Below are 24865 nucleotides of genomic sequence, written 5' to 3'. Positions count from 1 at the left end.
AATTCGTTAGGGAGAGACGTCCATGGACACCCAGATGCTGATCGGCTCGAAATTCGAGAAGGGCACCGAAACCGAGGAGCCGATCCTCAATCCAAAGACCGGGGCGACCATCCTCAACCTTGCCGAAGCCAGCCAGGCGCAGATCGAGGCGGCGGTCACGGCCGCCGAACAAGCGTTCGTCTTGTGGTCACGCACCACGCCGGCGCAGCGCTCCGGCTATCTCCTGAAGATCGCCGATCGCATCGAGGCCGAGGCACAAGGGTTCGCGACGCTCGAGGCGCTCAACTGCGGCAAGCCGATCAACGCCGTGCTGAATGACGAAATCCCAGCGATTGTCGATTGCTACCGCTTCTTTGCCGGCGCCGTTCGCTCCATGCCAGGCGTCGTCGCCGGCGAATATTTGCCCGGCCACACCTCGATGGTGCGCCGCGACGCCATCGGCATCGTCGCCTCGATCGCACCGTGGAACTATCCGCTGATGATGATGGCCTGGAAGCTGGCGCCGGCGATCGCCGGCGGCAACACCGTGGTCTTCAAGCCGTCGGAGCAGACCCCGCTGACGGCGCTGAAGCTGGCAAGAATCCTTGCCGAAATCCTGCCGGAAGGCGTCGTCAATGTCGTGCTCGGTCGCGGCGACAGCGTCGGCAACACGCTGATCAATCACCCCAAGGTCAACATGATCTCGATCACCGGCGATGTCGCCACCGGCAAGAAGGTGCTGCAGGCGGCCGCCAAATCGGTCAAGCGCACGCATCTCGAACTCGGCGGCAAGGCGCCGGTCATCGTCTTCGATGACGCCGACCTCGGCGCGGTGGTCAACGGCCTGCGCGCCTTCGGCTATTACAATGCCGGTCAGGATTGCACCGCCGCCTGCCGAATCTATGCCGGCAAGAAGATCTACGACAAGCTCGTCGCCGATCTTTCCTCGGCTGTCTCGACCATCAAGTACAATCGCCCCGACGACACCGAAAACGAGATCGGCCCGCTGATCTCGCGCCGCCAGCGCGACCGCGTCTCGAGCTTCGTCGAGCGGGCCTCGGAACTGAAGCACATCGAGATCACTACCGGCGGCAAGCCGGGCGAGGGCTCAGGCTTCTACTACCAGCCGACCGTCGTTGCAGGTGCGCTGCAGGAAGACGAGATCGTGCGCCGTGAGGTATTCGGCCCGGTCGTCTCCGTCACCCGTTTTTCCGAGGTCGACGAGGCGGTGAACTGGGCCAACGACAGCGACTATGGCCTGGCGTCATCGGTGTGGACCAAGGATGTCTCGCGCGCCATGGCGACGGCTGCCCGCCTGCAATATGGCTGCACCTGGATCAACACCCACTTCATGCTGACCAACGAGATGCCGCATGGCGGGTTGAAGCAATCCGGCTACGGCAAGGACATGTCGCTCTATGCGCTGGAAGACTACACAGCCGTCCGCCATGTGATGGTGGCTCACGGCTAGCGCGCTGAAGGAAGCCATCAACAAGGGAGGAAAGAACCATGCATCGCCGTCAATTTCTGACATCCGCAGCTGTCGCCGCCGCGCTCTTCGTCGCGGCGCCGTCCTTTGCCGCCGACACTGCGCAATCGGTGGTCGAAGCCTATGTCGCCGCCTGGAACGCCCATGACGCGGCCAAGGCGGCCGGCTACTTCGCCGACGACGTCACCTACTACGACGCTTCTGTCGGCAAACCGATCAAGGGCAAGGAGGCGGCCAAGACCGGCGTCATCGACAATTTCCTGAAAGCAGTCCCCGACGCGGTGTGGACGATGAAGGGCGCGCCCGTGGTAGAGGGCGACCGTGTCTCGTTCGAATGGGAATTTTCCGGCACCAATACTGGCGCCTGGGCCGACGGCACTGCCGCCACAGGCAAGAAGTTCTCCTTCACCGGCGCCTCGATGTTCTCGATCAAGGACGGCAAGATCGCTACCCAGAGCGACTATTACGATGCGCTCGGCTTCTACAAGCAGCTTGGCTTGATGTAGTCGCCGCCTGTCCTTCTCCCCGTTGCCGGGGAGAAGGGCACCGGCCACTACTCCACGATGCGATAGATATTCCACAGGCTGGTGCCCGATACGACATAGGGCTCCAACTCCTTGCCCCATTTGGCGTGGGCGTCGATCTTGCCGATCTTGGCGAAGAACGCCTCCAACTGGGCCAGGCTTTCGACCTTGTGGTGGGATTCGATCGTCGCCTCCCGCGCGCCGATCGATCCGGTCATGATCTGGAATTCCAGGTCGGCGAGGCCGACCTGCGAGCCGATCTCGCGTTCCCATTTCTTCATCAGTTCGAGCACGGTCTGCTTGTGCCCGAACTTGGCGTCGATCTGCCATCTGGCGCTGAACATGGACGCCTCACTCGTCCCAGGCCTGCACGACAGTCTGCCGTGCGATCCGCCCGTTCTTCATCTCCAGCATGGCTGCCGCGAACACTTTCGTGCCGTCCGGATAGGTGCAGGCCTGGGTGAAGGCGAGGCTGTCGCCATCGGCGATCGTGGTATCGACCTTGTGGGTCATCGCCCGGCTGCAGATGTCGTCCCAGAACGTGCTGATCGCCGCGCGCCCGCGGATTTCGCGCGGCTTGCTCGGCGGATTGTTGCGGTCGATCACCCGCACCAGCGCATCGTCCGAATAGAAGCTCGACAGCATCTTTCCATCACGGCCTTCGATCGCCTTCTTGATCGCCGCGCCGTCCACGGCCTGTGTCTTGGTCAGCATTTTATCCTCCATATACCCGTCTTCGCGATCGGGCGGTCGATGATCATGATGCTACCGGCGCTCATCGCCGGGCAGGATTTCTTCACTGCGACTTGGCCTTGACGGCCGCGAAGACGTCGTCGGTCTGCTTCTTGAAGGTCGCGAGATCGACTTGGCTGCCATTGAGCATCGTCGACCAGTGGCGCACGATCGCGGCCATCGCCACCGCCTCCTTGATCTCCTCGTCGCTGGCGCCGTTGAGCTTGGCCGCCTCCGTATGGAAATAGATGCAGTATTGGCATGGGATCTGTGCTGCGACGGCGAGCCCCAACAGTTCCTTGGTCTTGCCGTCGAGTGCTGTCTTCGGATTGAGCTGCACGCCCTTGATCTCGGCCCAGGCGCCGGCCACGGCCACATCCGGCAAGGTCTTGAACATGTCCGGCACCGAGCCGAGCGTCGCCTGGATGTCCTTGTAGGCGGCTGTCGCAGACGCATCCTCGGCCTTTGCGGGAGCTATAGCGAACAACGCTCCAACACCTGCCGCAATCACCAGCGATCCGAGTGTCCGGTTTGACTTCAGCATTTGATCCTCCCTTGGCAGGCCTTTCCCGGCGCCATCCGCCTGGCCCGCATGGAGAGAATTGATAGCGCCTGCAGGCCACGCGCCGCTTCGCCCGAAAGCGCCAAGGCTCCTATGGCCCGTCCGGGCCAGTGTGCCTGGCGGAAAATGCCGCTGCCGCGGCCCGCGACGGCAGGTCCAGCTTGAGCAGTATATTGGCGACGTGGCGCTTGACCGTGTGCTCGCTCAGCCTCAGCTCGGCGGCAATCGCGGCATTGCTCTTGCCATCGGCAATCAGGCTCACAACCTCGCTCTCGCGCGCCGTCAGCGAAGCCGGCTCCGTCGCCCTGGCCTTGGGACGGCAGGCCGGTTCCAGATGCTGTTCGGACATCGCCAGCACGAGCGCCAGCGGTTCGTCCAGTTCGTCGATGCTGATACGGCCGGCATCGGCGAAATGGAGCCCTGAGCCGGCCGCCAGCTCCGCGACCAGCCGCGATGCCAGGATGTCGCCGCGCCCGGCATGAGCAGCGAGTTGCATCGTCACGCGACCTGTCAGGCCCTCCGGCGATCCGCGCAACTCGACCTCGCCGACATGCGCCCCCTGCGCGCTCGCTACGCCGATTTCCTGCGCTGCGTCGCGCAACGCCGCTGCGCATCGCAAGGCACGCCCCGGTCCGTCGAAACGTGAAATCATCACTTCGCCATGCGTCTCCACGCAGCGCCCGCCATGGCGCCCGACAAGGGTTCGCCATGTTTCCTGGAAGCGCTGGCTGCGTTCGCTCCACATGCGGTCGCCGAGCCGCGCCGTGTCATGGATGCGTGTCACCAAAAGCGCCGCCAGCACGCGCTCCGCTTCCGCCACGGCGCGCTGGCCGGTCAGGAATTCCTCGATCAGGTCAGCCACCCGATCTACATCGCCGGTCCAGATCGGATGGTCGCGCCCGGGGATTTCCGCCAGCCGCGCATTCGGGATGGTCTTGGCCAGGAAGCGGCTGGCGTCAGGATCGACCCGCACATCGTTGCGGCGATGGATCAGCAGCGTTGGCGCGCGGATTGCCGCCAGCGCGCCGCGCACGTCGATCCCGGCGTTCATGCGCGCCAGCGCGCCTGCTGCGGTCGGGCTTGCCGACAACCGCTCGAAGCGGGCCCACCATTGGGTGAAATGGGGGTCGTCGACCCGGCCCGGCGCGAAGCTGGGCAAGGTAGCACCCGTGCCCCATGACGTTTCAGCCGTCTCGATGAAGGCATCGAGGCGTTCCGGCGGCATCACCCATTTGTGGAAATGCGCATAGCCGCCATAGAGCGCCAGCGCCCGCGTCCTTTCCGGATAGGTGGCGGCGAACAGCATCGCCATTGGCGCGCCCTCCGAGGCGCCAAGCAGTGCCGCCCGGCCGCTGCCGGTCGCGTCCATCACGGCACGCACATCGTCCATGCGCGTTTCGAGGCTGGGCAGGTGGTGCGCGTCGACACGGTCGGACAGTCCCGTGCCGCGCTTGTCGAACAGGATCAGCCGCGAGAACGCCGAAAGCCGCTTCAGAAGCCGGCTGTAGCCTTCGTCTTCCCAATGCAGGTCGAGATTGGAAATGAAGCCGGGCACGAAGACGAGATCGAACGATCCCTGCCCGACCACCTGATAGGCGATCCGAACATCGCCGCTACGGGCATATCGGGTCTCGATCGGCCTCACGAGGTTCCGCCCCGGCCTGACGACTTCTGGTCGTCAAACCATAGCAGAACAGCCTGATCGCGGCAGTTCAAACTTTAGCGATGGAAAATATAAGGCGCGGTGCCTCGCCGCTATTTTTGCGAAGCGGCGACGTCGGCCGGGGAGGCCTCGAGGCCGAGTCGGAGGTCGGCCTCAGCCGGCGTGATCGGTCGCCTGATCTTGGCCGAGGCGGCGACCACCAACTCGTTGAAGTTCTCGGTGCCGCCGTCCAGCAAATCGAACAACTGCCGCCGCATCCTCGGCTCCCAGAACTTGTTGATATGCTCGGCGACGCCGGCAACGCCTTCCTCGCGCGGCTTGGAATGGAAAAAATCGGCAATCTGGTTTGCCATGCGCACCAGCTTCTCGCTGGTGCTCATGATGTGTTCTTCGTCATGCGACATGCTTGGCAACTCCGCAAACCACCCGGTCGGGGTGGGTGAAAATATCGAAATCATCGCCGCGAACCAGCGCAACCAGTGTCATCCCGGCGGCCTCCGCAGTGCGGATGGCGAGCGCGGTCGGCGCCGAAACGGCGATGATGATTGCGGCGCCGATAGCCGCCGTCTTCTGCACCATTTCGACCGAAACGCGCGACGTCACCACCACAGCGCCCGTTGAGCCGTCGATGCCGGCTTTCGCCAACGCACCTGCGAGTTTGTCGAGCGCATTGTGGCGGCCGACATCCTCACGCGCCATGACGATGCCCTTGTCCGGCATATAGAAGCCGGCGGCGTGCACGGCTCCGGTCTCCGTGTGCAGCGGCTGCACTTTCGACAAAAGCTTAACCGAGCGGACGATATCGTCGGCATCAAATGTAAGCGTCGACGAACCGACCGCGTCGACCGAACGCATCGCTTCCTCGATCGATTCGATGCCGCACAGGCCACAACCAACCGGGCCAGCCAATCGTCTGCGCCGCGCTTCGAAACGCGTATTGGCGGTGTCCTTCAACCGGATCTGGATATCGATGCCGGCGCCATGATCCTCGACCTCGATGGCTTCGATCTCGTCAGGCTTGGCGATGATGCCTTCGGTCAGCGAGAAGCCAAGCGCGAAATCCTCGAAATCGGCCGGGCTTGCCATCATCACCGCATGGGTGGTGCCGGCAAAGGAGAACGCCACCGGCGTCTCTTCCGGCACCATCCGGTTGGCAGCCGTCGTCCCGCTCGCGCGACGCGCCAGCCGCGAGACCTGCGTCGTGGCTTTGCGGCGCTCGCTCAAGACTACTCCGCCGCTTGCAGCGAGGCGATGCGCCGGCTCTGCTTGGCCTGTTCGTCATAGTCGCGCTGCCATTCCGACGGGCCGTTGGAGGCGCCGACCTGCACCGCCGTCACCTTGTATTCCGGGCAGTTGGTCGCCCAGTCGGAGAAGTCGGTGGTGATGACGTTGGCCTGCGTGTCCGGATGATGGAAGGTCGTGTAGACCACGCCGGGCGACACCCGGTCGGTGATCAGCGCGCGCAACGTCGTCTCGCCCGAGCGGCTTGTCAGCCGGACCCAGTCGCCGTCGCGCAGTCCGCGATTCTCCGCATCGTGCGGGTGGATCTCCAGCCGGTCCTCGCTGTGCCACATGATGTTGTCGGTGCGCCTGGTCTGCGCGCCGACATTGTACTGCGACAGGATGCGGCCGGTGGTCAGCAGCAGCGGGAAGCGCGGGCCGGTCCTTTCGTCCGTTGCCACATATTCGGTGCGGATGAACTTGCCCTTGCCGCGCACGAAACCATCGATATGCATGATCGGGGTGCCGAGCGGTGCCTTCTCGTTGCAGGGCCATTGCACGGATCCGACACGGTCGAGCAACTCGAAGGAGACGCCGGCGAAGCTCGGCGTCGTCTGGGCGATCTCGTCCATGATCTCGGAGGGATGCTGGTAGTTCCAATCCAGCCCGATCGCGCGGGCAAGCTCCTGCGTCGCTTCCCAATCGGCGTAGCGCGCCTTCGGCTCCAGAACCTTGCGCACCATGTTGATGCGGCGTTCGGCATTGGTGAAGGTGCCGTCCTTCTCGAGGAAGGTCGAGCCCGGCAGGAAGACATGCGCGTAGTTCGCCGTCTCGTTGAGGAAGAGGTCATGCACGACGACACATTCCATGGCAGCCAGACCGGCGGCGACATGCTTGGTGTCGGGATCGGACTGCAGAATGTCTTCGCCCTGGATGTAGATGCCTTTGAAGCTGCCGTCGACGGCGGCGTCCAGCATGTTGGGGATGCGCAGGCCGGGTTCGTCGTCCAGCTTCACGCCCCACAGGCTTTCATAGATGTCGCGCACGGCTTCGCCGGAGATATGACGGTAGCCCGGCAGTTCGTGCGGGAACGAGCCCATGTCGCAGGAGCCCTGCACATTGTTCTGGCCACGCAGCGGGTTCACGCCGACGCCCGGCCGGCCGATATTGCCGGTGGCCATGGCGAGGTTGGCGATCGCCATCACCGTGGTTGAGCCCTGGCTGTGTTCCGTCACCCCGAGGCCGTAATAGATCGCGCCGTTGCCCCCGGTAGCATAGAGACGCGCCGCGCCGCGGATCATCTCCGGATCGACGCCGGACAGTTTGCCAACGGTTTCAGGGCTGTTTTCCGGCAAGGCGACGAACGATGCCCAATCCTGGAACTCCGCCCAGTCGCAACGTTCGCGAATGAAGGCCTCGTTGAAAAGACCCTCGGTGACGATCACATGCGCCAGCGCCGTCAGCACCGCCACATTGGTGCCGGGCTTCAGCGGCAGGTGATAATCCGCTTCAACATGTGTCGACTTGACCATCTCGGTGCGACGGGGATCGAGCACGATCAGCTTGGCGCCCTGACGCAGCCGCTTCTTCAGCCGCGAGGCGAACACCGGGTGGGCCGAAACGGGATTGGCACCGATAATGACGGCAACGTCTGTGTAGTCGACGGAGTCGAAATCTTGCGTGCCGGCCGAGGTGCCATAAGTCTGGCCGAGCCCGTAGCCCGTCGGCGAGTGGCAGACGCGCGCGCAGGTGTCGACATTGTTGTTGCGGAAGCCCTGCCGCACCATCTTCTGGACGAGGTAGGTTTCCTCGTTGGTGCAGCGCGACGAGGTGATGCCGCCAATCGCGGTGCGGCCGTACTGATACTGGATACGGCGGAATTCTTTGGCCGTGTGGGAAATAGCCTCTTCCCAAGTCACCTCGCGCCAGGGGTCGGTGATCTTTTCGCGGATCATCGGCGACAAGATACGGTCCTTGTGGGTGGCGTAGCCATAGGCGAAACGGCCCTTCACACAGGAATGACCGTGGTTCGCCTTGCCCTCCTTGTAGGGCATCATGCGGATGACCTCGTCATCCTTGACTTCGGCCTTGAACGAGCAGCCAACGCCGCAATAGGCGCAGGTGGTGACGGCCGAGCGCTCCGGCAGGCCTTTGGCAAGGACTGTTTTTTCGCGCAGCGCATCGGTCGGACAGGCCTGCACGCAGGCGCCGCAGGACACGCATTCCGAATCGATGAACGCCTCGTGCATTCCCGCCGAAACCCTGGATTCGAAACCACGTCCTTCGATGGTCAGCGCGAAGGTGCCCTGCACCTCTTCGCAGGCCCTCACGCAGCGCGAGCAGACGATGCATTGCGTGGGATCATATGTGAAATAGGGGTTGGATTCGTCGCGTGCGATGTAATCGACCGTCAGCGAGCCATGGCCGGGCGCCACGCCGTTTTCCTGCTTGACGTGGTTGCGGCCCTCGATGCCGTAGCGGTTCTCGGTCAAGCCGATCGACTTCGCCACCGTGTCGAACTCGCTGGCGCCGGTTCCGGCCGTCTCGTTCCAGCCGGTCGGATGGTCGGAGACGTAAAGCTCCATGACGCCGCGGCGAATGGCGTCAAGCCGCCCGGACTGCGTATGCACCACCATGCCTTCGCCGACAGGTGTCGTACAGGACGCTGGCGTGCCGCCGCGCCCTTCGATCTCGACAAGGCAGACACGACATGAACCGAAAGAGTCCAGCATGTCGGTGGCGCAAAGCTTCGGGATCTCGACCCCGCCTTCCATCGCGGCACGCATGATCGAGGTGCCTTCCGGAACGGTGATGCTGCGGCCGTCGACGCTCAGCGTGACCTGCTTCTGCGCCTTCGATTGCGGGGTTCCGTAGTCGATCTCTTCGACGAGTGATGGGAAGTCGGCCTTGATGTTCATCTGCCAGCTCCTATTCAGCAGCCACGCGCACGGGCGCAGGCTTGAAGTCGTCGGGGAAATGGGTGATCGAGCTCATGACCGGGTAAGGCGTGAAGCCGCCCAGCGCACAGAGCGAACCGAATTTCATCGTGTTGCAGAGGTCGGTGACCAGAGCGAGGTTCTTCTCCGGCTCGATGCCCGCGGCGAGCTTGTCGATGGTCTCGACACCGCGCGTCGAGCCGATGCGGCAGGGCGTGCACTTGCCGCAACTTTCGATGGCGCAGAACTCCATCGCGAAGCGTGCCTGTTTCAGCATGTCGGCAGTGTCGTCGAACACCACGATGCCGGCATGGCCGATCAGCCCGTCCTTGGCCGCGAAGGCTTCATAATCGAACGGCGTGTCGAACAGCGCGCGCGGGAAATAGGCGCCGAGCGGTCCGCCGACCTGCACCGCCTTGACCGGGCGCCCCGTCGTCGTGCCGCCGCCGATGTCGTCGACGATCTCGCCCAGCGTCATGCCGAAGGCCGCCTCGAACAGGCCGCCATACCTGATGTTGCCGGCGATCTGGATCGGGATCGTGCCGCGCGAGCGGCCCATGCCGAAATCCTTGTAGAAGGCCGCACCCTTGTCCATGATGACGGGCACCGAGGCCAGCGAGATGACGTTGTTGATCACCGTCGGCTTGCCGAACAGCCCCTTGTGAGCCGGCAGCGGCGGCTTTGCGCGGACCATGCCGCGCTTGCCTTCGAGCGAGTCAAGCAGCGCCGTCTCCTCGCCGCAGACATAGGCGCCTGCGCCGACCCTGATCTCCATGTCGAAAGTGTAGGGTGAGCCCAACACGCTCGCGCCAAGCACGCCGGCCTTGCGGGCAACCTCGACGGCTTTGTTCATCATCGCTACCGCATGCGGATATTCCGAGCGGACATAGACAAAGCCTTTGGTGGCACCCGTGGCGATTCCGGCGATCGTCATGCCTTCGATCAGCACGAAGGGGTCACCCTCCATGATCATGCGGTCGGCGAAGGTACCCGAGTCGCCTTCGTCGGCATTGCAGACGATGTATTTGCGGTCGCCAACGGTATCGAGCACCGTCTTCCACTTGATGCCGGTCGGGAAGCCCGCGCCGCCGCGCCCGCGCAGTCCGGATTCGGTGACTTGGGCGACAATGGCGGCGGGCGTCAATGCCAACGCGTTCGTCAGCCCATCCAAGCCGCCATGCTTCTTGTAGGATTCGAGTGACAGCGGATCGATGACGCCGCAACGCGCGAAGGTCAGCCGTGTCTGCTTGGCCAAGAAGGGGATTTTGTCCGGCGCGCCCAGCCAGCGCTTGTGAGGGCCGCCGGTGAGGAAGCCGCTGTCGAACAGGCTTTTGACGTCGGATGGCTTGACCGGGCCATAGGCGATGCGGCCGTTGGCTGTCGCAACTTCGACCATGGGTTCGAGGAAATAAGCGCCGCGCGAGCCGTTGCGCACGATCTTTGCCTCGATGCCGCGCTCCGCCAGTTCACTGGCGATCGCCTTGGCGACCTTTTCGGCGCCAAGCGCCAGTGCGCCCGAATCGGCGGGAATGTAGATACGCGGGATCATGAGCGCACCTCGGCAACGATCTCGTCGAGCTTCTCGTCATCGAGCCGCCCGATCACTTCGCCATCGAGCATGGCGGCGGGCGAACAGGCGCACAGGCCGAGACAATAGACCGGCTCCAGCGTCACCGAACCGTCGCGGGTCGTCTCGTGGAACCCTATGCCCAGTAACTGCTTCAGTTTGGCGGCGATGGCGTCGGAACCCATCGACTGGCAGGATTCTGCCTGGCAAACCTTCAGCACATGCCGGCCGGCCGGATGGCTGCGGTAATCGTGATAGAAGGTGACAACGCCGTGCACCTCGGCCCTGGAGATGTTCAGCGCCTCGGCGATGACTGGCAGCGCATCCTGCGGCACATGGCCGAACTCTTCCTGGATGCCATGCAGGATCGGCAGCAGCGGGCCTTCGAGGCCTTTCAGCTCCTGGATGATCGCGGTCGTGCGCGATGTGATCTCGGTACTTGCAGGCTGCATTGGCACGCAGCGCCCTCCCTGGTCGATAGCTTTTATCGCTAAGTCTTTACAAAATCAGAGGAAACCCTTGGAATCAATAAAGCTGTTTCGTTGCTCGATAGAAATCGTCTATCGAGCTTGGTCAGCCGCTATTGTCTATCCTAGCGGCGGGCGTGGAAATCGTCCGCCAGCGCCATCGCCTCGTCCAGCAGCGCCGAGACCAGTGGCGTGTGCGGCTCGCGCGGCGCAGCCACCAGGCCGACCGTATGGCTGGCGTCCGGCTCGACGATCGGAATGGCCCGGATCGGTTCGGAAAAGCCGAATGTTTCCGCCAGGTTGAGCGGCATGATCGATGACCATTTGCCGGTGCGGATGTGCGAAAACAGTACGATCATCGAATTGGATTCGAGTGTCGGCCGCACCTGCACCCCGGCCTCGGCCAGATGCTGGTCGATGATGCGGCGGTTCTGCATGTCCGGCGTCAGCAGGCAGAGCGGCAGGCTGCTAAGCTCCGCCCATGTCACTTTGTCGCGGTCGGAATAGGGATTCCCTACCGCGGTGATCAGTTGATAGCGCTCGTCATAGAGCGGCACGCTGGTGACGCGCCCCAGCGGCTCGTTGTCGAGATAGGTGATGCCGGCATCGATGTCGAAATTGCCGAGCAGCGACAGCACTTCGATCGAGGTCCGCGACAGCACCGAAAAGGTGACGCCGGGATGTTTTGCCCGAAAGGGGGTCGTCAGCCGCGCCACCATGGCCAGGGCGGTCGGAATTGCGGCAATGCGGATGCGACCAGACAGGCCGTGGCGCGCCGCCCGCATCTCCTCGCGCATGGTCCTGGTATCGCCGACGATGCGACGCGCCCAGACCAATACCTGCTTGCCTTCGGGCGTCAGCCCCTGGAAGCGCGAGCCGCGCAGCACCAGCATCACGCCGAGCTGGCCCTCGAGCTGCTTGATGCCGGCCGACAGCGTCGGCTGGGTAACCCCGCATACTTCCGCCGCCCGGCCGAAATGCTCTTCCCTGGCCAGTGCGATGAAGAATTCCAGCTTGTCGATCATGGACGGAAGCTAGAGCATTTTGGCGTCCGCATAAATGCAACAGAACAAAAGCTTAGAACGAACCGCCGGCTCCAGAGAAACCGGCTAGGAGTGCCTGTTCCGGATCATGCGCCCGCCGCCTCTTCGAAAATGCGCAATAGCCTATTTGTCGACGAGGTTCAGGATGTTGCCGTCGGGATCCTTGAACCATGCCACCTTCATGCCGTAGCCGACATGCACGTCGCCCTCCAGCGTGAGGCCGGGCATCTCATAGTGCTCGAAGGCGACACCCTTCGACCTCAACGACTTGACGATGGTCCCGATCTCGTCGCCGACTGTCCAGGTCACCGCCGTCGCCTTGTTGGTGCCTGCGAATTGCGAATGATAGACATTGATCAGCGTGTCGCCGCTTTTGTAGACGATCAGTTCGCCACCCATATCATCCACCTGCTTCAGGCCCAGCGTCCCTTCATAAAAGGCCTTTGCCCTCGCCAGGTCTTTCACCGCCACATTGGCCGTTGCATTGCTGTTTGCGAGCATGATCGTCTCCTTCCCTGATTGCTCATCTCGATTGCTCATGTCGATCCTTGAAATAGATCAGGAGGGCCGTTTGGCGACCGCCGGTTCGCAAAATGCCGGCTGCTCCGACACCGATCGTCGTTTTTGCGGGCACACCAAGGCAGCTATTGCTCCACGGCTTGGTTCTGTCCGGAAACTGCACTATCTCAGGCCAAAGCTTGCATAAGGAAGAACTGATGTCCGTCACCAAGGAAATCGTCACCGAGCGCCTGAAGACGGTCAATGGCCCGGATTTCACCGGCAACATCGTTGACCTTGGCATGGTTTCCGAGATTTTCATCGCCGATTCCAAGGTCTTCTTCTCGATCACCGTTCCCGCCGCTCGCGCCCAGGAGATGGAACCGCTGCGGGCTGCTGCCGAGCGCGTCGTCAAGGCTATTCCCGGCGTTGCCGGTGCCGTCGTTGCACTGACGGCGGAAAAGAAAGGCGGCGGCATGGAAGCGCCGGTTCCATCGCGCCCTGCACCCAGGCCAGCGCCGCCGGCTCCCACCGCGCCGCGTGCCGCTCCGCACGCTCCGCCTTCGCACAGCCAGGGCAGGCGTGGCGTGCCTGGCATCGAAGCGATCATCGCCGTCGCTTCCGGCAAGGGTGGTGTCGGCAAGTCGACCACGGCCGTCAACATCGCTCTTGGCCTCGCCGCCAATGGTTTGCGCGTCGGCGTGCTCGACGCCGACATCTATGGCCCGTCTATGCCGCGACTGCTCAACATCCACGGCCGGCCGCAGACCGTCGACGGCAAGATCCTGAAACCGATGGAGAATTATGGGCTTAAAGTGATGTCGATGGGCTTCCTCGTCGATGAGGAGACACCGATGATCTGGCGCGGTCCGATGGTGATGTCGGCGCTGACGCAGATGCTGCGCGAGGTCGAATGGGGCCGGCTCGACGTGCTCGTCGTCGACATGCCGCCCGGCACCGGCGACGCGCAACTGACCATGGCCCAGCAAGTCCCATTGGCCGGCGCCGTCATCGTCTCGACGCCGCAGGATCTGGCGCTGATCGATGCACGCAAGGGCCTCAACATGTTCAAGAAGGTCGACGTGCCGCTGCTCGGCATCGTCGAGAACATGAGCTATTTCATCGCTCCCGATACCGGCAAACGCTACGACATCTTCGGCCATGGCGGCGCGCGCCGCGAAGCCGAGCGTCTGGGCGTCACCTTCCTTGGCGAAGTGCCGCTCGAGATGGGCATTCGCGAAAGCTCGGATGCCGGCACGCCGGTGGTTGTCTCGAAGCCCGACGGCGCCGAGGCAAGGATCTACCGGGATATCGCCTCGAAGGTTTGGGACCGGATCAATGAAGAGCGTGGTGCGGCCGCGGATGCGGTGCCGAACATCGTGTTCGAGTAGTTTTTCGTTCGGTTGGCGCCGCCCCTCATTGTCCTGCCGGACATTTCTCCCCGTATCGTGACGGGGAGAAAGACACCGTCCTTGATGATTTCTCCAATCACCAGCGTGGGAGGAAGGGTGCCGACGTTGCGGCCAGTTCCCTTCTCCCCGTCACTATACGGGGAGAAGGTGCCGGCAGGCGGATGAGGGGCAGCGCTGGCCCCAGAGAAGCCAGGCGTCGTTCGAGCGAGGACGTAACCTAAGCCGCGCCAACCTTCTCGCCGAAGCTGGAAAAAAACTGCCCGGCCAGTTTCTTCGAGGTCGATTCGATCAGCCGGCTGCCGAGCTGCGCGATCTTGCCGCCGACATCGGCCTTGGCCGCGTATTTCAGCACCGTGGTATCCGGCCCATCCTCTGTCAGCGTCACGTCGGCGCCGCCCTTGGCAAAGCCGGCGATGCCGCCCTTGCCTTCGCCCTGGATGGTGTAGGAGTACGGCGGCTTGAGATTCTTGAGCGTCACCTCGCCGTTGAACGTCGCCTTGATTGGCCCGATCTTCACCACCACGGTCGCCGCCATCTCGGTCGGCGACTTCATCTCCAGGCTCTGGCAGCCGGGAATCGTCGCCTTCAAGACCTCGGGATCGTTCAGCGCTTTCCACACCTTTTGCAGGGGCGCGGCAATGCGCTCCTCGCCTTCGATCACCAAAGCCATGAAAACCTCCCTGACACGATTGATCGAAGCCGTAACGCACGGCTGCATGCATGTCTATCGCACCAAAGTCCGGATGCGACCCTGCGCCCTCTTGCCTGCTCCCGCGCGTTGCCATATCGATTTGTCTTACAAATACGGAGACCACGATGGCAGGCGCCCCCACCAGGAAGAAAAAATTTCGCTCGCAGGAGTGGTTCGACAATCCCGATAATCCGGGCATGACGGCGCTCTACCTGGAGCGCTACCTCAACTACGGCCTGACGCGGGCCGAACTGATGTCCGGCAAGCCGCTGATCGGCATCGCCCAGACCGGTTCGGATCTCTCGCCCTGCAACCGGCATCACATCGAGCTGGCCAAGCGCGTGCGCGAAGGCATCGTCTCGATGGGCGGCATTCCGTTCGAATTCCCGTGCCATCCGATCCAGGAGACCGGCAAGCGCCCGACCGCCGCTCTTGACCGCAACCTTGCCTATCTCGGCCTGGTCGAAGTGCTATACGGCTATCCGCTCGATGGCGTCGTGCTCACCATCGGCTGCGACAAGACAACGCCGGCCCTGCTGATGGCGGCAGCCACCGTCAACATCCCGGCGATCGCGCTGTCGGTCGGCCCGATGCTCAATGGCTGGCACAAGGGCAAGCGCACCGGCTCCGGCACCATCGTCTGGGAATCGCGCCAGCGCCTGTCGGCCGGCGAGATCGACTATGACGAGTTCATGGACATCGTCGCCTCTTCGGCGCCGTCCACCGGCTACTGCAACACCATGGGCACCGCCACGACGATGAACTCGCTGGCGGAGGCGCTTGGCATGCAATTGCCGGGCTCGGCCGCCATCCCCGCACCTTACCGCGAGCGCGGCCAGATCGCCTACGAGACCGGCAAACGTATCGTCGACATGGTGCGTGAAGACCTCAAGCCGTCCGACATCATGACGAGAGAGGCTTTCGAGAACGCCATTGTCGTCAATTCGGCAATTGGCGGCTCGACCAACGCGCCTATCCATCTCAACGCCATCGCCCGCCATCTCGGCGTCAAGCTCGACAATGACGACTGGCAGACGGTCGGCCTCAATGTGCCGCTGCTGGTCAATCTGCAGCCGACGGGCGAATATCTGGGCGAGGATTACCATCATGCCGGCGGCGTGCCGGCGGTGATCGCCGAACTGATGAAGGGCGGACTGTTGCCGCATCCCGGTGCGCGCACGGTCAACGGCAAGTCTATCGGTGAGAATAGCGAGGGTGTCGCCAACGAGAACACCGACGTCATCCGCTCCGTTGCCGCGCCGCTGAAGGCCAATGCCGGCTTCATCAACCTCAAGGGCAATCTGTTCGATTCCGCGATCATGAAGACCAGCGGCATCTCGCCCGAATTCCGCGAGCGCTATCTCTCCAATCCGAAGGATCCCGAGGCTTTCGAAGGCAACGCCATGGTCTTCGACGGGCCCGAGGACTACCACGCCCGAATCGACGATCCGGCGCAAGGCATCGATGAACACACGATCCTGTTCATGCGTGGCGCCGGCCCGATCGGCTATCCCGGCGGCGCCGAGGTCGTCAACATGCAGCCGCCGGCCTATCTGATCAAGAAGGGCATCCATGCGCTCGCCTGCATCGGCGACGGCCGCCAGTCCGGCACGTCGGGTTCGCCGTCGATCCTCAACGCCTCGCCGGAAGCCGCGATCGGCGGCGGGTTGGCGTTGCTCAAGACGGGCGACCGTGTCCGCATCGACCTGCGCAAGGGCACGGCCGACATCCTCGTCACCGACGACGAGATCACCCGGCGGCGTGCCGAACTGCAGAACAATGGCGGCTATGACTATCCCAAGCACCAGACGCCCTGGCAGGAGATCCAGCGCGGCATGGTTGCGCAGTTTTCAGAGGGAATGGTGCTGAAGCCGGCGGTGAAATACCAGGATGTCGCTCACACCAGAGGTGTCCCCAGGGACAATCACTGAGCGATCATCTGTTCGTAGATGCTTACATAAACGACAAACGGCGGCTTGATCCGGATCAGGCCGCCGTCATCCTTGACAAGCCCGCGCGATGCATCCACCATCATGGCAAGGGGTGCATCGCGACGACCCCGTGAGGCGTCAGCCCAACGTTCGCGTCCAAGCTTCTTTTTCCAGGAGGTGGACGCCATGCCGTCAACAACCGCTATCACCGTATCGCAACTATCCCGTCTGATCGGTCTGCCAGGCGCGCCTGTCATCATCGATGTCCGTATCGATGATGACTTCGACGCCGATCCACGCCTTCTGCCGGCCTCGAGCCGGCGCGATTTCAAAACCGTTTCGACCTGGGCCGACGAGTTCGCCGGCAAGCCAGTGACGGTCGTTTGCCAGAAAGGGCTGAAACTCTCGCAAGGTGTCGCCGCATGGCTGCGCCATGAGGGCATTTCCGCCGAAAGCCTCGACGGTGGGTTCGAAGCCTGGCGCGATGCAAAGGGACTTCTGGTTCGCACCGACACCTTGCCCTCACGCAACGAAAAGGGGCGCACCGTGTGGGTGACACGAGCCCGCCCGAAGGTGGATCGCATCGCTTGCCCTTGGCTGATCCGGCGTTTCGTCGATCCTCACGCGATCTTTCTGTTTGTCGAGCCGGCCGAAGTTCTTGCCGTAGCCGATCGCTTCCTGGCCGTGCCTTTCGACATCGACGATGTGTTCTGGAGCCATCGCGGCGAACGCTGCACCTTCGACACGATGATCGAGGAGTTCGGGCTGGAATCCGAGGCGCTCGATCGCCTTGCCCTGATCGTGCGCGCGGCAGACACCGCAAGCCTCGACCTTGTTCCCCAGGCTGCCGGCTTCCTGGCGGCTTCGCTTGGCCTGTCGCGTATGTTTCGCGACGACCTGGAACAGCTGGACGCAGGCATGCTGCTCTACGATGCGTTCTTCCGTTGGTGTCGTGACGCCACTGACGAAACGCACAACTGGCCCGGTGCAGGCGCGGGCAAACCGTCATGAGCGCGCTCGAGTCGCATGACACGATGGTCCAGGGTCCAGCTGCGCCGACGTTCGCCGAAGCCACAAAACTCTGGGCAAAAATCGGATTGCTCAGCTTCGGCGGGCCGGCCGGGCAGATCGCATTGATGCACAAGGAACTGGTCGAGGATCGGCGCTGGATCGGCGAGCAGCGTTTCCTGCATGCGCTGAATTATTGCATGCTGCTGCCTGGCCCCGAAGCCCAGCAACTCGCCATTTATGTCGGTTGGCTGCTGCACAGGACGATCGGCGGCCTTGTTGCCGGCATCCTGTTCGTGGTGCCGGGCGCGCTCGTCATGCTCGTCCTGAGCAGCCTCTACGTGCTCTATGGCGACGTGCCGCTCGTCGAGGCGCTGTTTTTCGGGGTGAAAGCGGCGGTGCTTGCCATTGTCATCGAGGCGGTGATCCGGATCGGACGGCGTGCCCTGAAGAACAGGGTCATGGTGTCGATCGCCGTCTCGGCTTTCATCGCCATCTATGCGTTGAATGTACCGTTCCCACTCATCGTCCTGCTCGCGGGCCTGACAGGATGGCTGGGAAACCGCATTGCTCCGGCGCTGTTTTCCGGCTCGGCACATGGCAAGGACGGTATTGCCGATAGCAAGGGAGCGGTCGACCTGATGTTCGAGCGCGGCGAACTGGCCCACATCAGGCCGACGAAATGGCATGCGCCGCGCACGATTGCAATCTGGCTGCCGATCTGGTTCGGGCCTGTTCTGCTGATCTGGTGGCTTACCGGCTCTGCAAGCGTCTGGACCGAGATCGGCCGGTTCTTCAGTCTCATGGCGGTCGTCACCTTCGGCGGCGCCTACGCGGTGCTCGCTTATGTCGCCCAGGCAGCCGTCCAGTCCTTCGGTTGGCTCGCTCCCGGTGAAATGGTCGACGGTTTGGGGCTTGCCGAAACGACGCCAGGTCCGCTCATCCTGGTGTTGCAGTTCGTTGGCTTCATCGCCGCGTTCCGCCATCCCGGCTCGCTGGACCCGTTGCTTGCCGGATCGCTGGGGGCGTTGCTGACCCTGTGGGTTACGTTCACGCCCTGCTTCTTCTGGATATTCCTCGGTGCGCCCTATATCGAGGCCCTGCGCGGCAACAAGGCCTTGTCGGCAGCACTTGGCGCGATCACCGCCGCTGTTGTCGGGGTGATCATGAATCTGGCTCTGTGGTTCGCCCTGCACGTCATTTTCCGTGAGGTACACGCGCTGGGCCTCGGCATGAATGTGCCGGTATTTTCGTCGATCGACTGGCGCGCGGCGCTGCTTTCCTGTGTCGCCATGATCGCTATCCTGAAGCTCAAGATCGGCATGCTGCCGACGCTTGCCGGATCGGCCCTTGCCGGTGTCTTGCTGTTGGCGGCAAGTGGCTGAGATGCACAACGGCAAAGGCACAAAGCGCGTCGCGTGAACCCGTTTCAATGCGACACGCCATAGAAATCACTGCCTTTGTATTCCGCTTGCGAACCACCTAAGTGGTTGGAAACGGATTGGAACATGATGGCGCCACGACGCTCTTCCCTTGGCTTCCTCGGAATGTTCGGCCGCTCGGGCGACTTGAGGCAGCTCGATGCGGCATTGGGTGGCGCCGACCTTCATCCCGCCCTCGTGCCGGAGGGCGTAAAACTGACCATCGTCAATCTGATGAAGGATCGCTGGCCCGACGAGCCGCCCACACAAGCTTATTCAGAAGTGGCGCGGCTGTTCAGCTATTGCATCGCCGGACGGGAACCCTTCGAACGATCGAATGGTCTTCAGAACAGGCTGGAGGCCGAGCGCCGGATCGAGGCCGCCCTTGAAACTGGCGACAGCTTGGATGCGCAAATCGTGCTGATGACGCTGCACGCCAAGTTGATCAATGCCGAAGTCGTCGAGCGCTACGGGCTCAACGCGGACTGATTGTTTTGCGAGGGCCTACCCGCCCATGCTGCCGCGCGGCAGCTTGATCATCTCGCCAAAGCGGGCACGCAGCCTGTCGTCGATCAGCTTCGGCACATGGCGCGGAAAGCGCTCGGCAAGCACGCGTTTCTTTTCGATGATCGCCCGTTGCAGGATGTCGGGCCGGCCCTTCTCATTCCATTCCTTGGGTGAAAATCGGTCGCCCACGGCCGGATAGAAATACTCGGTCTGCATCAGCCGCAGCGTCTGCTCGTTGCCGAGATAATGGCCCGGTCCCTTCAGGCAGACATCGGCGATGGTGTCGATCGACAGCGCCTCGTCGGTCACCTCGATGCCGCGCACGCAGCGCAGGCAGTGGCCGAGCATGTCGTTGTCGATGATCAGGCTCTCCAGGCAGAAACCGAGCAGCGAGGCGTGCATGCCGGCCGATTCGTAGACCAGGTTGAGCCCGGCAAGGCCGGCCATCACATCGGTGATGCCTTTTTCGTAGCCGGACTGGATGTCGGGGAGTTTCGAATCCGTCATGCCCGCGGCCGAGCCGCCCGGCAGGTCGTAATATTGCGCCATCTGCGCACAGGCCGCGGTCAGCACCGCCTGCTCGGCCGAACCGCCCGACATGGCGCCGGTCCTGAGATCCGACACGAATGGCCAGGTGCCGAAGATCGCCGGATGCCTCGGCTTGATGGCGTTGACATAGATGAGGCCGACCAGCACTTCGGCCACCGCCTGCACCACCGCACCGGCAATCGCCGCTGGGGCCGTGGCACCGGCCTGACCGGCCGACAGCAAGAGGATCGGAATGCCGCCTTCGACGCAGGCCTCGAGCACGCCGCAGGCGTCCTCGGCGAACTTCATCGGCGGCACGACGAAGCAGTTGGAGTTCGAAACGAACGGCCGGGCGCGGAAGTTCTCCTCGCCGCCGGCAATGGCATAGAGCATTTCGAGCGCCGGCTGCACGTTCTCGCGCACCGTGAACGAGGTGCCGACATGCTTCGACGTGCCCATCACGCAGGCATAGAGCGTGTTGAAATCCATATCGAGTGGATCGGGAATATCGCGCGGCACCATCGGGCGCTGGAAGAAATGGATGTTGTCGAGCCCCTCGACGAGGCGGGCGGCGTCATAGATGTCCTGCAGCAGCGACTCGCGGTATTCGCGCTTTTCGACATCGACCAGATGCACGGCGGCGCCCGCCGTGCCGTAATGCACGCGCTTGCCCTTGATCAGCATGTCGTGCTTGGGGTCCTGGCCGTGCAGCGTGAAATGCCGGGCCGCTTTCTTGATCGTGTCGAGCACGAGCGCGCGCGGGAAACGGATGCGGCCATCGTCGCCATAGCTGGCGCCGGCCTTAGTCAGGGCATCGATGCAGGAGGGAATGGCATTGGCGAAGCCAACCGTTTCCAGGAGCGTCAGCACGGCTTCGTGGATGCGTTCCTGGTCGTTCTCCGTCAGCGGCCCGTAGCTACCGCCTTCGAGGCCGGCGCGCACCGGCTTGATGTCGTCGGCCAACGGTGCTGCCCGCATGGCGCGGCGCGCTTCGCGCCCGCCGGAGCGGCGCGAACGTTGATCCGCCGCCGCTTCCTGCTTTTCAAGAACTGACATGGAGACACTCCACCTTTCTGAGAAGCAGAGCGCGGCGGTTGGTCCACCATCGGCTGCTTCTTCCCCTTGTGCTCCGACTATGCCGCCGGCATTGGCCCAGCCTATGAGCCAGACAGTCCGGCTGCATATGCCAGGGCTAATGGAGCCGGAGCCACGCTGTGCGGCTCCGGCAAGGGGGTCGGGCGGGTGGATCAGGCGGCGGCCGGCCTGCGTCCGGCGGCGGTGGCCAGTTCGCGGATGCCCGGCTCGATGTGCTGCAGCGCGATCGAGGAAATGCCCAGCCGCATGAAACGCGAAGGCTTTTCAGTGCGATCGAAGAAACGATCACCCGGCTCGATGATGACGCTGCGCGAGGCGGCTGCCTCGGCCAGTCCGCGCGAATCGGTGCCGCGCGGCCCTTCAAGCCACAGCGATGTGCCGCCGGCCGAATCGGTCGAACGCCATTCCGGCAGGAAAGCGGAAATCGCATGGACCAGGCGCTTGCGCCGCTCGTCGAAGGCGCTCGACAGCCGCCGCACAAGTGCCTCGTGATGGCCGAGCGACAGGAACAGCGCGACGGCGCGTTGGTTGTTGGCAGGTGGATGGCGCAGCATGAAGCGGCGCAGCGCCCTGAGTTCCGAGATCAGTCCGGCCGAGGCGACGATGTAGCCGAGCCGCAGGCCTGGAGCCAGCGTCTTCGACATCGAGCCGACATAGACGACGCGGCCGGAGCGGTCGAGGCTCTTCAATGCCTGCTGCGGCGCCTCGTCGAGAAGCTGGCTGTCATAGCCATCCTCGATGATGATCTGGTTGTAGCGGTTGGCCCGCGCCAGGAGATCCTGCCGCCGTTCCGCCGACAGCGGCACCATGGTCGGGCAATGATGGCTGGGCGTGACGAACACGAACCCGGAATCATTGGGAATAGAAGCGGTTACAATGCCGGACTGGTCGACCGGCACCGGCTGTATATCGGCGCCCGCAAGGCGGAAGATCGAGCGTGCGTCGGGATAGCCGGGGTCCTCCATCGCCACCTTGGAGCCCTTGCCCATCAGCAGCGTCGCCAGCATGTAGAGCGCGTTCTGGGCGCCCAGCGTGACGATGATTTCGTCGGGATTGGCGAAGATGCCGCGCCGCGGCAGCAGCCGCGCCTGGATCTGTTCGATCAGCAACGGATCGTCGCGATCGACCATGTCGGACGCCCAGTTGCGGATTTCGAGCACGGCAAGCGCCATGCGGTTGCACTCGCGCCACTCGGCGGTCGGGAACAGCGCCGGGTCGAACTGGCCGTAGACGAAGGGGTAGGACGACTTGATCCAGTTCTCGTGCTTGGCCGGCGGCGGCATGTCGCTTGCGGCGATCTTGCGGCGTGCCTTCCAGTCGAGCTCGTTGGCCTGGTCGGGCGCCTTCTGATGCGGCTTGGCTGGTGTCGCCAACACATCGGGATTGACGAAATGGCCGCGCCGCTCGCGTGCCACCAGGAAGCCCTGGTCGACGAGCTGCTGGAAGGCCAGCACCACGGTTCCGCGCGCCACGCCGAGTTTTTCGGCCAGGATCCGGCAAGAGGGGAGCGGCATCGAAGCGGCGATCTGGCGGTCGAGAATGGCGGCCACGATGGCTTGGCGGATCTGTGCCTGCAGGGTCTGGCCGGATTCGGCCGAAATCCGGAACAGGCCGGACCATATCGCCGTGTCGTTTCGCTGTGGCATGGAAGATGTTCCTCGATGGCCAGCTTTTTTCGCTTGGCTGGACCAGTCGAATGTAACGGTGGCACAAGGGGTTGCGCCAATCAATTTTTCTGATCGTTGGGATTTATGCCAGTGATCCTTCGGCGGAAAATCCGGCACTCCGCCCACCTCGGGACGCGCCTGCATCGTCGCCGCGTGACGATTCGCGTCATCGCCCGCGTATTGACCGTACAGAATTCGGCTCACTAGTTTTGGCGCGACGACACGCGCCGGAAACATCCGGTCTGATATGGTGCGTCGAAAACGCCAGGAGTCCCGCCAGTGGATCAGTCAGCCTTCCAGAAACAGCTCGCAGCCTTGCGCGATCATCGCGCCGCGGCGCCAGCCAGCATGCGCCAGGCCTTCGCCGCCGATCCGCAGCGGTTCAAGACATTCTCCGCCACCGACGGCGACCTGTTGCTCGACTGGTCGAAATGCGCGGTCGACACGCTCACCATGGACCTGCTGGAGAAACTTGCCAGGGCAGCCGATCTCGAAGGCCGCCGTGCGGCGATGTTCGCCGGCAAGAAGATCAACGTCACCGAAAACCGTGCCGTGCTGCACACGGCGCTGCGCAACCTGACCGGCAAGGGCGTCATCGTGGATGGCCAGGACGTCAAGGCGGACGTCACTGCCGTGCTCGACGCGATGGGCGCCTTTGCCGATGCCGTGCGCTCTGGCAAGGCGGCCGGCGCCACCGGCAAGAAAATCACCGACATCGTCAACATCGGCATCGGCGGTTCCGATCTCGGCCCGGCCATGGCGACGCTGGCGCTGGCCCCCTACCATGACGGGCCGCGCGCGCACTATGTCTCCAACATCGACGGCGCCCATATCCACGACACGCTGAAGGGCCTGTCGGCCGAAACCACGCTTTTCATCATCGCCTCCAAGACCTTCACCACCGTCGAGACGATGACCAATGCCGAGACGGCGCGCAAATGGGTGCAGAAGGCACTCGGCAAGGAAGCCGTCGGCAAGCATTTTGCCGCCGTCTCGACCGCGCTCGAGCTGGTGGCCAAGTTCGGCATCGAATCGGATCGCGTCTTCGGTTTTTGGGACTGGGTCGGCGGCCGCTATTCGGTCTGGGGGGCGATCGGCCTGCCGGTGATGATAGCGGTCGGGCCGCGGAATTTTCGCGCCTTCCTCGATGGCGCGCACGAGATGGACGAGCATTTTCGCACCGCGCCGGTGCAGGACAACCTGCCGGCGCTGCTGGGGCTGGTCGGCTGGTGGCATCGCGTGATCTGCGGATACCCGGCACGCGCCGTCATTCCTTATGACCAGCGGCTGTCCAGGCTGCCGGCCTATCTGCAGCAGCTCGACATGGAATCGAACGGCAAGAGCGTCACCCTCGAAGGCGTTGCGGTGACGACCCCGACCGGACCGCTGGTCTGGGGCGAGCCTGGCACCAACGGCCAGCATGCCTTCTTCCAGCTGCTGCATCAGGGCACCGATTTCATCCCGGTCGAATTCCTCGCCGCGGCCGTCGGCCACGAGCCGGACCTCAAGCATCAGCATGATCTGCTGCTCGCCAACTGCCTGGCGCAGTCGGAAGCCTTGATGAAGGGCCGCACGCTGGAGGAGGCGCGCGCCCAGATGCTGGCCAAGGGCATGAAGCCGGCCGAGGTCGACAAGATCGCCCCGCACCGCGTCTTCTCCGGCAACCGGCCCTCGCTGACCATCCTCTACCGCAAGCTCGACCCGCGCACCTTCGGCCGGCTGATCGCGCTCTACGAGCATCGCGTCTTCGTCGAAGGCACTTTGTTCAACATCAATTCCTTCGACCAGTGGGGCGTCGAGCTCGGCAAGGAACTGGCCACCGGCCTCTTGCCTGTCGTGGAGGGCAAGGAAAGTGCCGCGAAGCGGGATGCATCGACCGCTGGCCTGGTGGGATACATCCAGCATTTGCGTGGTTCGGAGTGAG

Annotated in this window: 23 protein-coding genes; 8 read left to right on the top strand and 15 right to left on the bottom strand. The window is 63.4% G+C overall.

Annotated elements, in window-relative coordinates:
* Nucleotides 1–22: 22 nt before the first annotated feature.
* Together CGZ66_RS06375 and CGZ66_RS06370 are read left to right on the top strand one after the other, a co-directional pair.
* Entirely contained in the window at nt 23–1450 is a 1428-nt protein-coding gene (locus CGZ66_RS06375; protein ID WP_095082645.1) for a gamma-aminobutyraldehyde dehydrogenase, read from the top strand.
* Nucleotides 1451–1488: 38 nt separating this feature from the next.
* Nucleotides 1489–1974 carry an ester cyclase gene (locus CGZ66_RS06370; protein WP_095082643.1) on the top strand — a complete coding sequence of 162 codons (486 nt, stop codon included), beginning with the start codon at nt 1489–1491 and terminating at the stop codon, nt 1972–1974.
* A gap of 47 nt (nt 1975–2021) precedes the next feature.
* Here CGZ66_RS06370 and CGZ66_RS06365 read toward each other — a convergent pair whose 3' ends face one another.
* From CGZ66_RS06365 to CGZ66_RS06315, 11 genes are all read right to left on the bottom strand, one after another.
* A complete protein-coding gene (locus tag CGZ66_RS06365) occupies nt 2022–2336 on the bottom strand; it encodes a hypothetical protein (protein ID WP_095082641.1) in 315 nt (104 codons plus the stop codon).
* A 7-nt stretch (nt 2337–2343) separates the two neighbouring features.
* On the bottom strand, nt 2344–2706 hold the full coding sequence (locus tag CGZ66_RS06360) for a nuclear transport factor 2 family protein (protein WP_095082639.1): 363 nt from the start codon (nt 2704–2706) through the stop codon (nt 2344–2346).
* Between the two features lie 82 nt (nt 2707–2788).
* Nucleotides 2789–3268 (bottom strand): carboxymuconolactone decarboxylase family protein, encoded by a 480-nt coding sequence (locus CGZ66_RS06355; protein WP_095082637.1) that lies wholly within the window; start codon nt 3266–3268, stop codon nt 2789–2791.
* 109 nt (nt 3269–3377) lie between these two features.
* Nucleotides 3378–4931: an alpha/beta fold hydrolase gene (locus CGZ66_RS06350; RefSeq protein ID WP_095082635.1), complete on the bottom strand. Its 1554-nt coding sequence runs from the start codon at nt 4929–4931 to the stop codon at nt 3378–3380.
* A 110-nt stretch (nt 4932–5041) separates the two neighbouring features.
* The gene (locus tag CGZ66_RS06345) at nt 5042–5353 is read right to left on the bottom strand and encodes a formate dehydrogenase subunit delta (RefSeq protein ID WP_095082633.1); all 312 of its coding nucleotides are present in this window, start codon (nt 5351–5353) and stop codon (nt 5042–5044) included.
* Complete coding sequence (gene fdhD / locus CGZ66_RS06340) at nt 5343–6173, bottom strand: formate dehydrogenase accessory sulfurtransferase FdhD (RefSeq protein WP_095082631.1); 831 nt, start codon at nt 6171–6173, stop codon at nt 5343–5345. The genes CGZ66_RS06345 and fdhD overlap by 11 nt, the downstream gene beginning before the upstream one ends.
* A 2-nt stretch (nt 6174–6175) precedes the next feature.
* Nucleotides 6176–9088, bottom strand: coding sequence for a formate dehydrogenase subunit alpha (gene fdhF / locus CGZ66_RS06335; RefSeq protein WP_095082629.1), 2913 nt, complete (start codon nt 9086–9088; stop codon nt 6176–6178).
* 10 nt (nt 9089–9098) lie between these two features.
* Nucleotides 9099–10655 (bottom strand): formate dehydrogenase beta subunit, encoded by a 1557-nt coding sequence (locus tag CGZ66_RS06330; protein ID WP_095082627.1) that lies wholly within the window; start codon nt 10653–10655, stop codon nt 9099–9101.
* Complete coding sequence (locus CGZ66_RS06325; RefSeq protein ID WP_206073682.1) at nt 10652–11125, bottom strand: formate dehydrogenase subunit gamma; 474 nt, start codon at nt 11123–11125, stop codon at nt 10652–10654. Before CGZ66_RS06325 ends, CGZ66_RS06330 begins: the two co-directional genes overlap by 4 nt.
* 140 nt (nt 11126–11265) lie before the next feature.
* On the bottom strand, nt 11266–12165 hold the full coding sequence (locus CGZ66_RS06320; RefSeq protein WP_095082623.1) for a LysR family transcriptional regulator: 900 nt from the start codon (nt 12163–12165) through the stop codon (nt 11266–11268).
* Between the two features lie 141 nt (nt 12166–12306).
* Complete coding sequence (locus CGZ66_RS06315; RefSeq protein ID WP_095084288.1) at nt 12307–12684, bottom strand: VOC family protein; 378 nt, start codon at nt 12682–12684, stop codon at nt 12307–12309.
* A 215-nt stretch (nt 12685–12899) separates the two neighbouring features.
* On the opposite strand from CGZ66_RS06315, the gene CGZ66_RS06310 reads away from it, so the two are divergent.
* Entirely contained in the window at nt 12900–14072 is a 1173-nt protein-coding gene (locus CGZ66_RS06310; RefSeq protein WP_095082621.1) for an Mrp/NBP35 family ATP-binding protein, read from the top strand.
* Between the two features lie 238 nt (nt 14073–14310).
* On the opposite strand, the gene CGZ66_RS06300 is transcribed toward CGZ66_RS06310, so the two are convergent.
* Complete coding sequence (locus CGZ66_RS06300; protein ID WP_095084287.1) at nt 14311–14763, bottom strand: SRPBCC family protein; 453 nt, start codon at nt 14761–14763, stop codon at nt 14311–14313.
* A gap of 146 nt (nt 14764–14909) precedes the next feature.
* Here CGZ66_RS06300 and CGZ66_RS06295 point away from each other — a divergent pair, with 146 nt between their 5' ends.
* Nucleotides 14910–16715 (top strand): IlvD/Edd family dehydratase, encoded by a 1806-nt coding sequence (locus tag CGZ66_RS06295; RefSeq protein WP_095082619.1) that lies wholly within the window; start codon nt 14910–14912, stop codon nt 16713–16715.
* Here CGZ66_RS06295 and CGZ66_RS38995 read toward each other — a convergent pair.
* A complete protein-coding gene (locus CGZ66_RS38995) occupies nt 16709–16903 on the bottom strand; it encodes a hypothetical protein (protein WP_143748685.1) in 195 nt (64 codons plus the stop codon). The genes CGZ66_RS06295 and CGZ66_RS38995 overlap by 7 nt on opposite strands.
* Between CGZ66_RS38995 and CGZ66_RS06290 the strand changes: the two genes are divergently transcribed.
* The 3 genes from CGZ66_RS06290 (at nt 16902) to CGZ66_RS06280 (ending at nt 19633) form a co-directional block, all read left to right on the top strand.
* The gene (locus tag CGZ66_RS06290; RefSeq protein WP_095082617.1) at nt 16902–17726 is read left to right on the top strand and encodes a chromate resistance protein ChrB domain-containing protein; all 825 of its coding nucleotides are present in this window, start codon (nt 16902–16904) and stop codon (nt 17724–17726) included. The two genes, CGZ66_RS38995 and CGZ66_RS06290, sit on opposite strands and share 2 nt — an antisense overlap.
* A complete protein-coding gene (gene chrA, locus CGZ66_RS06285) occupies nt 17723–19108 on the top strand; it encodes a chromate efflux transporter (protein WP_095082615.1) in 1386 nt (461 codons plus the stop codon). Before CGZ66_RS06290 ends, chrA begins: the two co-directional genes overlap by 4 nt.
* Before the next feature lie 126 nt (nt 19109–19234).
* Nucleotides 19235–19633 (top strand): hypothetical protein, encoded by a 399-nt coding sequence (locus tag CGZ66_RS06280; RefSeq protein WP_095084286.1) that lies wholly within the window; start codon nt 19235–19237, stop codon nt 19631–19633.
* A gap of 15 nt (nt 19634–19648) precedes the next feature.
* Here the strand turns inward: CGZ66_RS06280 and CGZ66_RS06275 are convergent, their stop codons facing one another.
* Nucleotides 19649–21235 (bottom strand): trimethylamine methyltransferase family protein, encoded by a 1587-nt coding sequence (locus CGZ66_RS06275; protein WP_095082613.1) that lies wholly within the window; start codon nt 21233–21235, stop codon nt 19649–19651.
* Nucleotides 21236–21426: 191 nt separating this feature from the next.
* On the bottom strand, nt 21427–22920 hold the full coding sequence (gene pdxR / locus CGZ66_RS06270) for a MocR-like pyridoxine biosynthesis transcription factor PdxR (RefSeq protein ID WP_095082611.1): 1494 nt from the start codon (nt 22918–22920) through the stop codon (nt 21427–21429).
* A 300-nt stretch (nt 22921–23220) separates the two neighbouring features.
* On the opposite strand from pdxR, the gene pgi reads away from it, so the two are divergent.
* A complete protein-coding gene (gene pgi, locus CGZ66_RS06265) occupies nt 23221–24864 on the top strand; it encodes a glucose-6-phosphate isomerase (RefSeq protein ID WP_095082609.1) in 1644 nt (547 codons plus the stop codon).
* Nucleotide 24865: the final 1 nt, after the last annotated feature.

Source organism: Mesorhizobium sophorae, from assembly GCF_002270415.1.
GTDB lineage: Bacteria > Pseudomonadota > Alphaproteobacteria > Rhizobiales > Rhizobiaceae > Mesorhizobium > Mesorhizobium sophorae.
The sequence above is the reverse complement of the archived record's forward strand: the minus strand, read 5'-3'. Positions and strand labels throughout refer to the sequence as shown.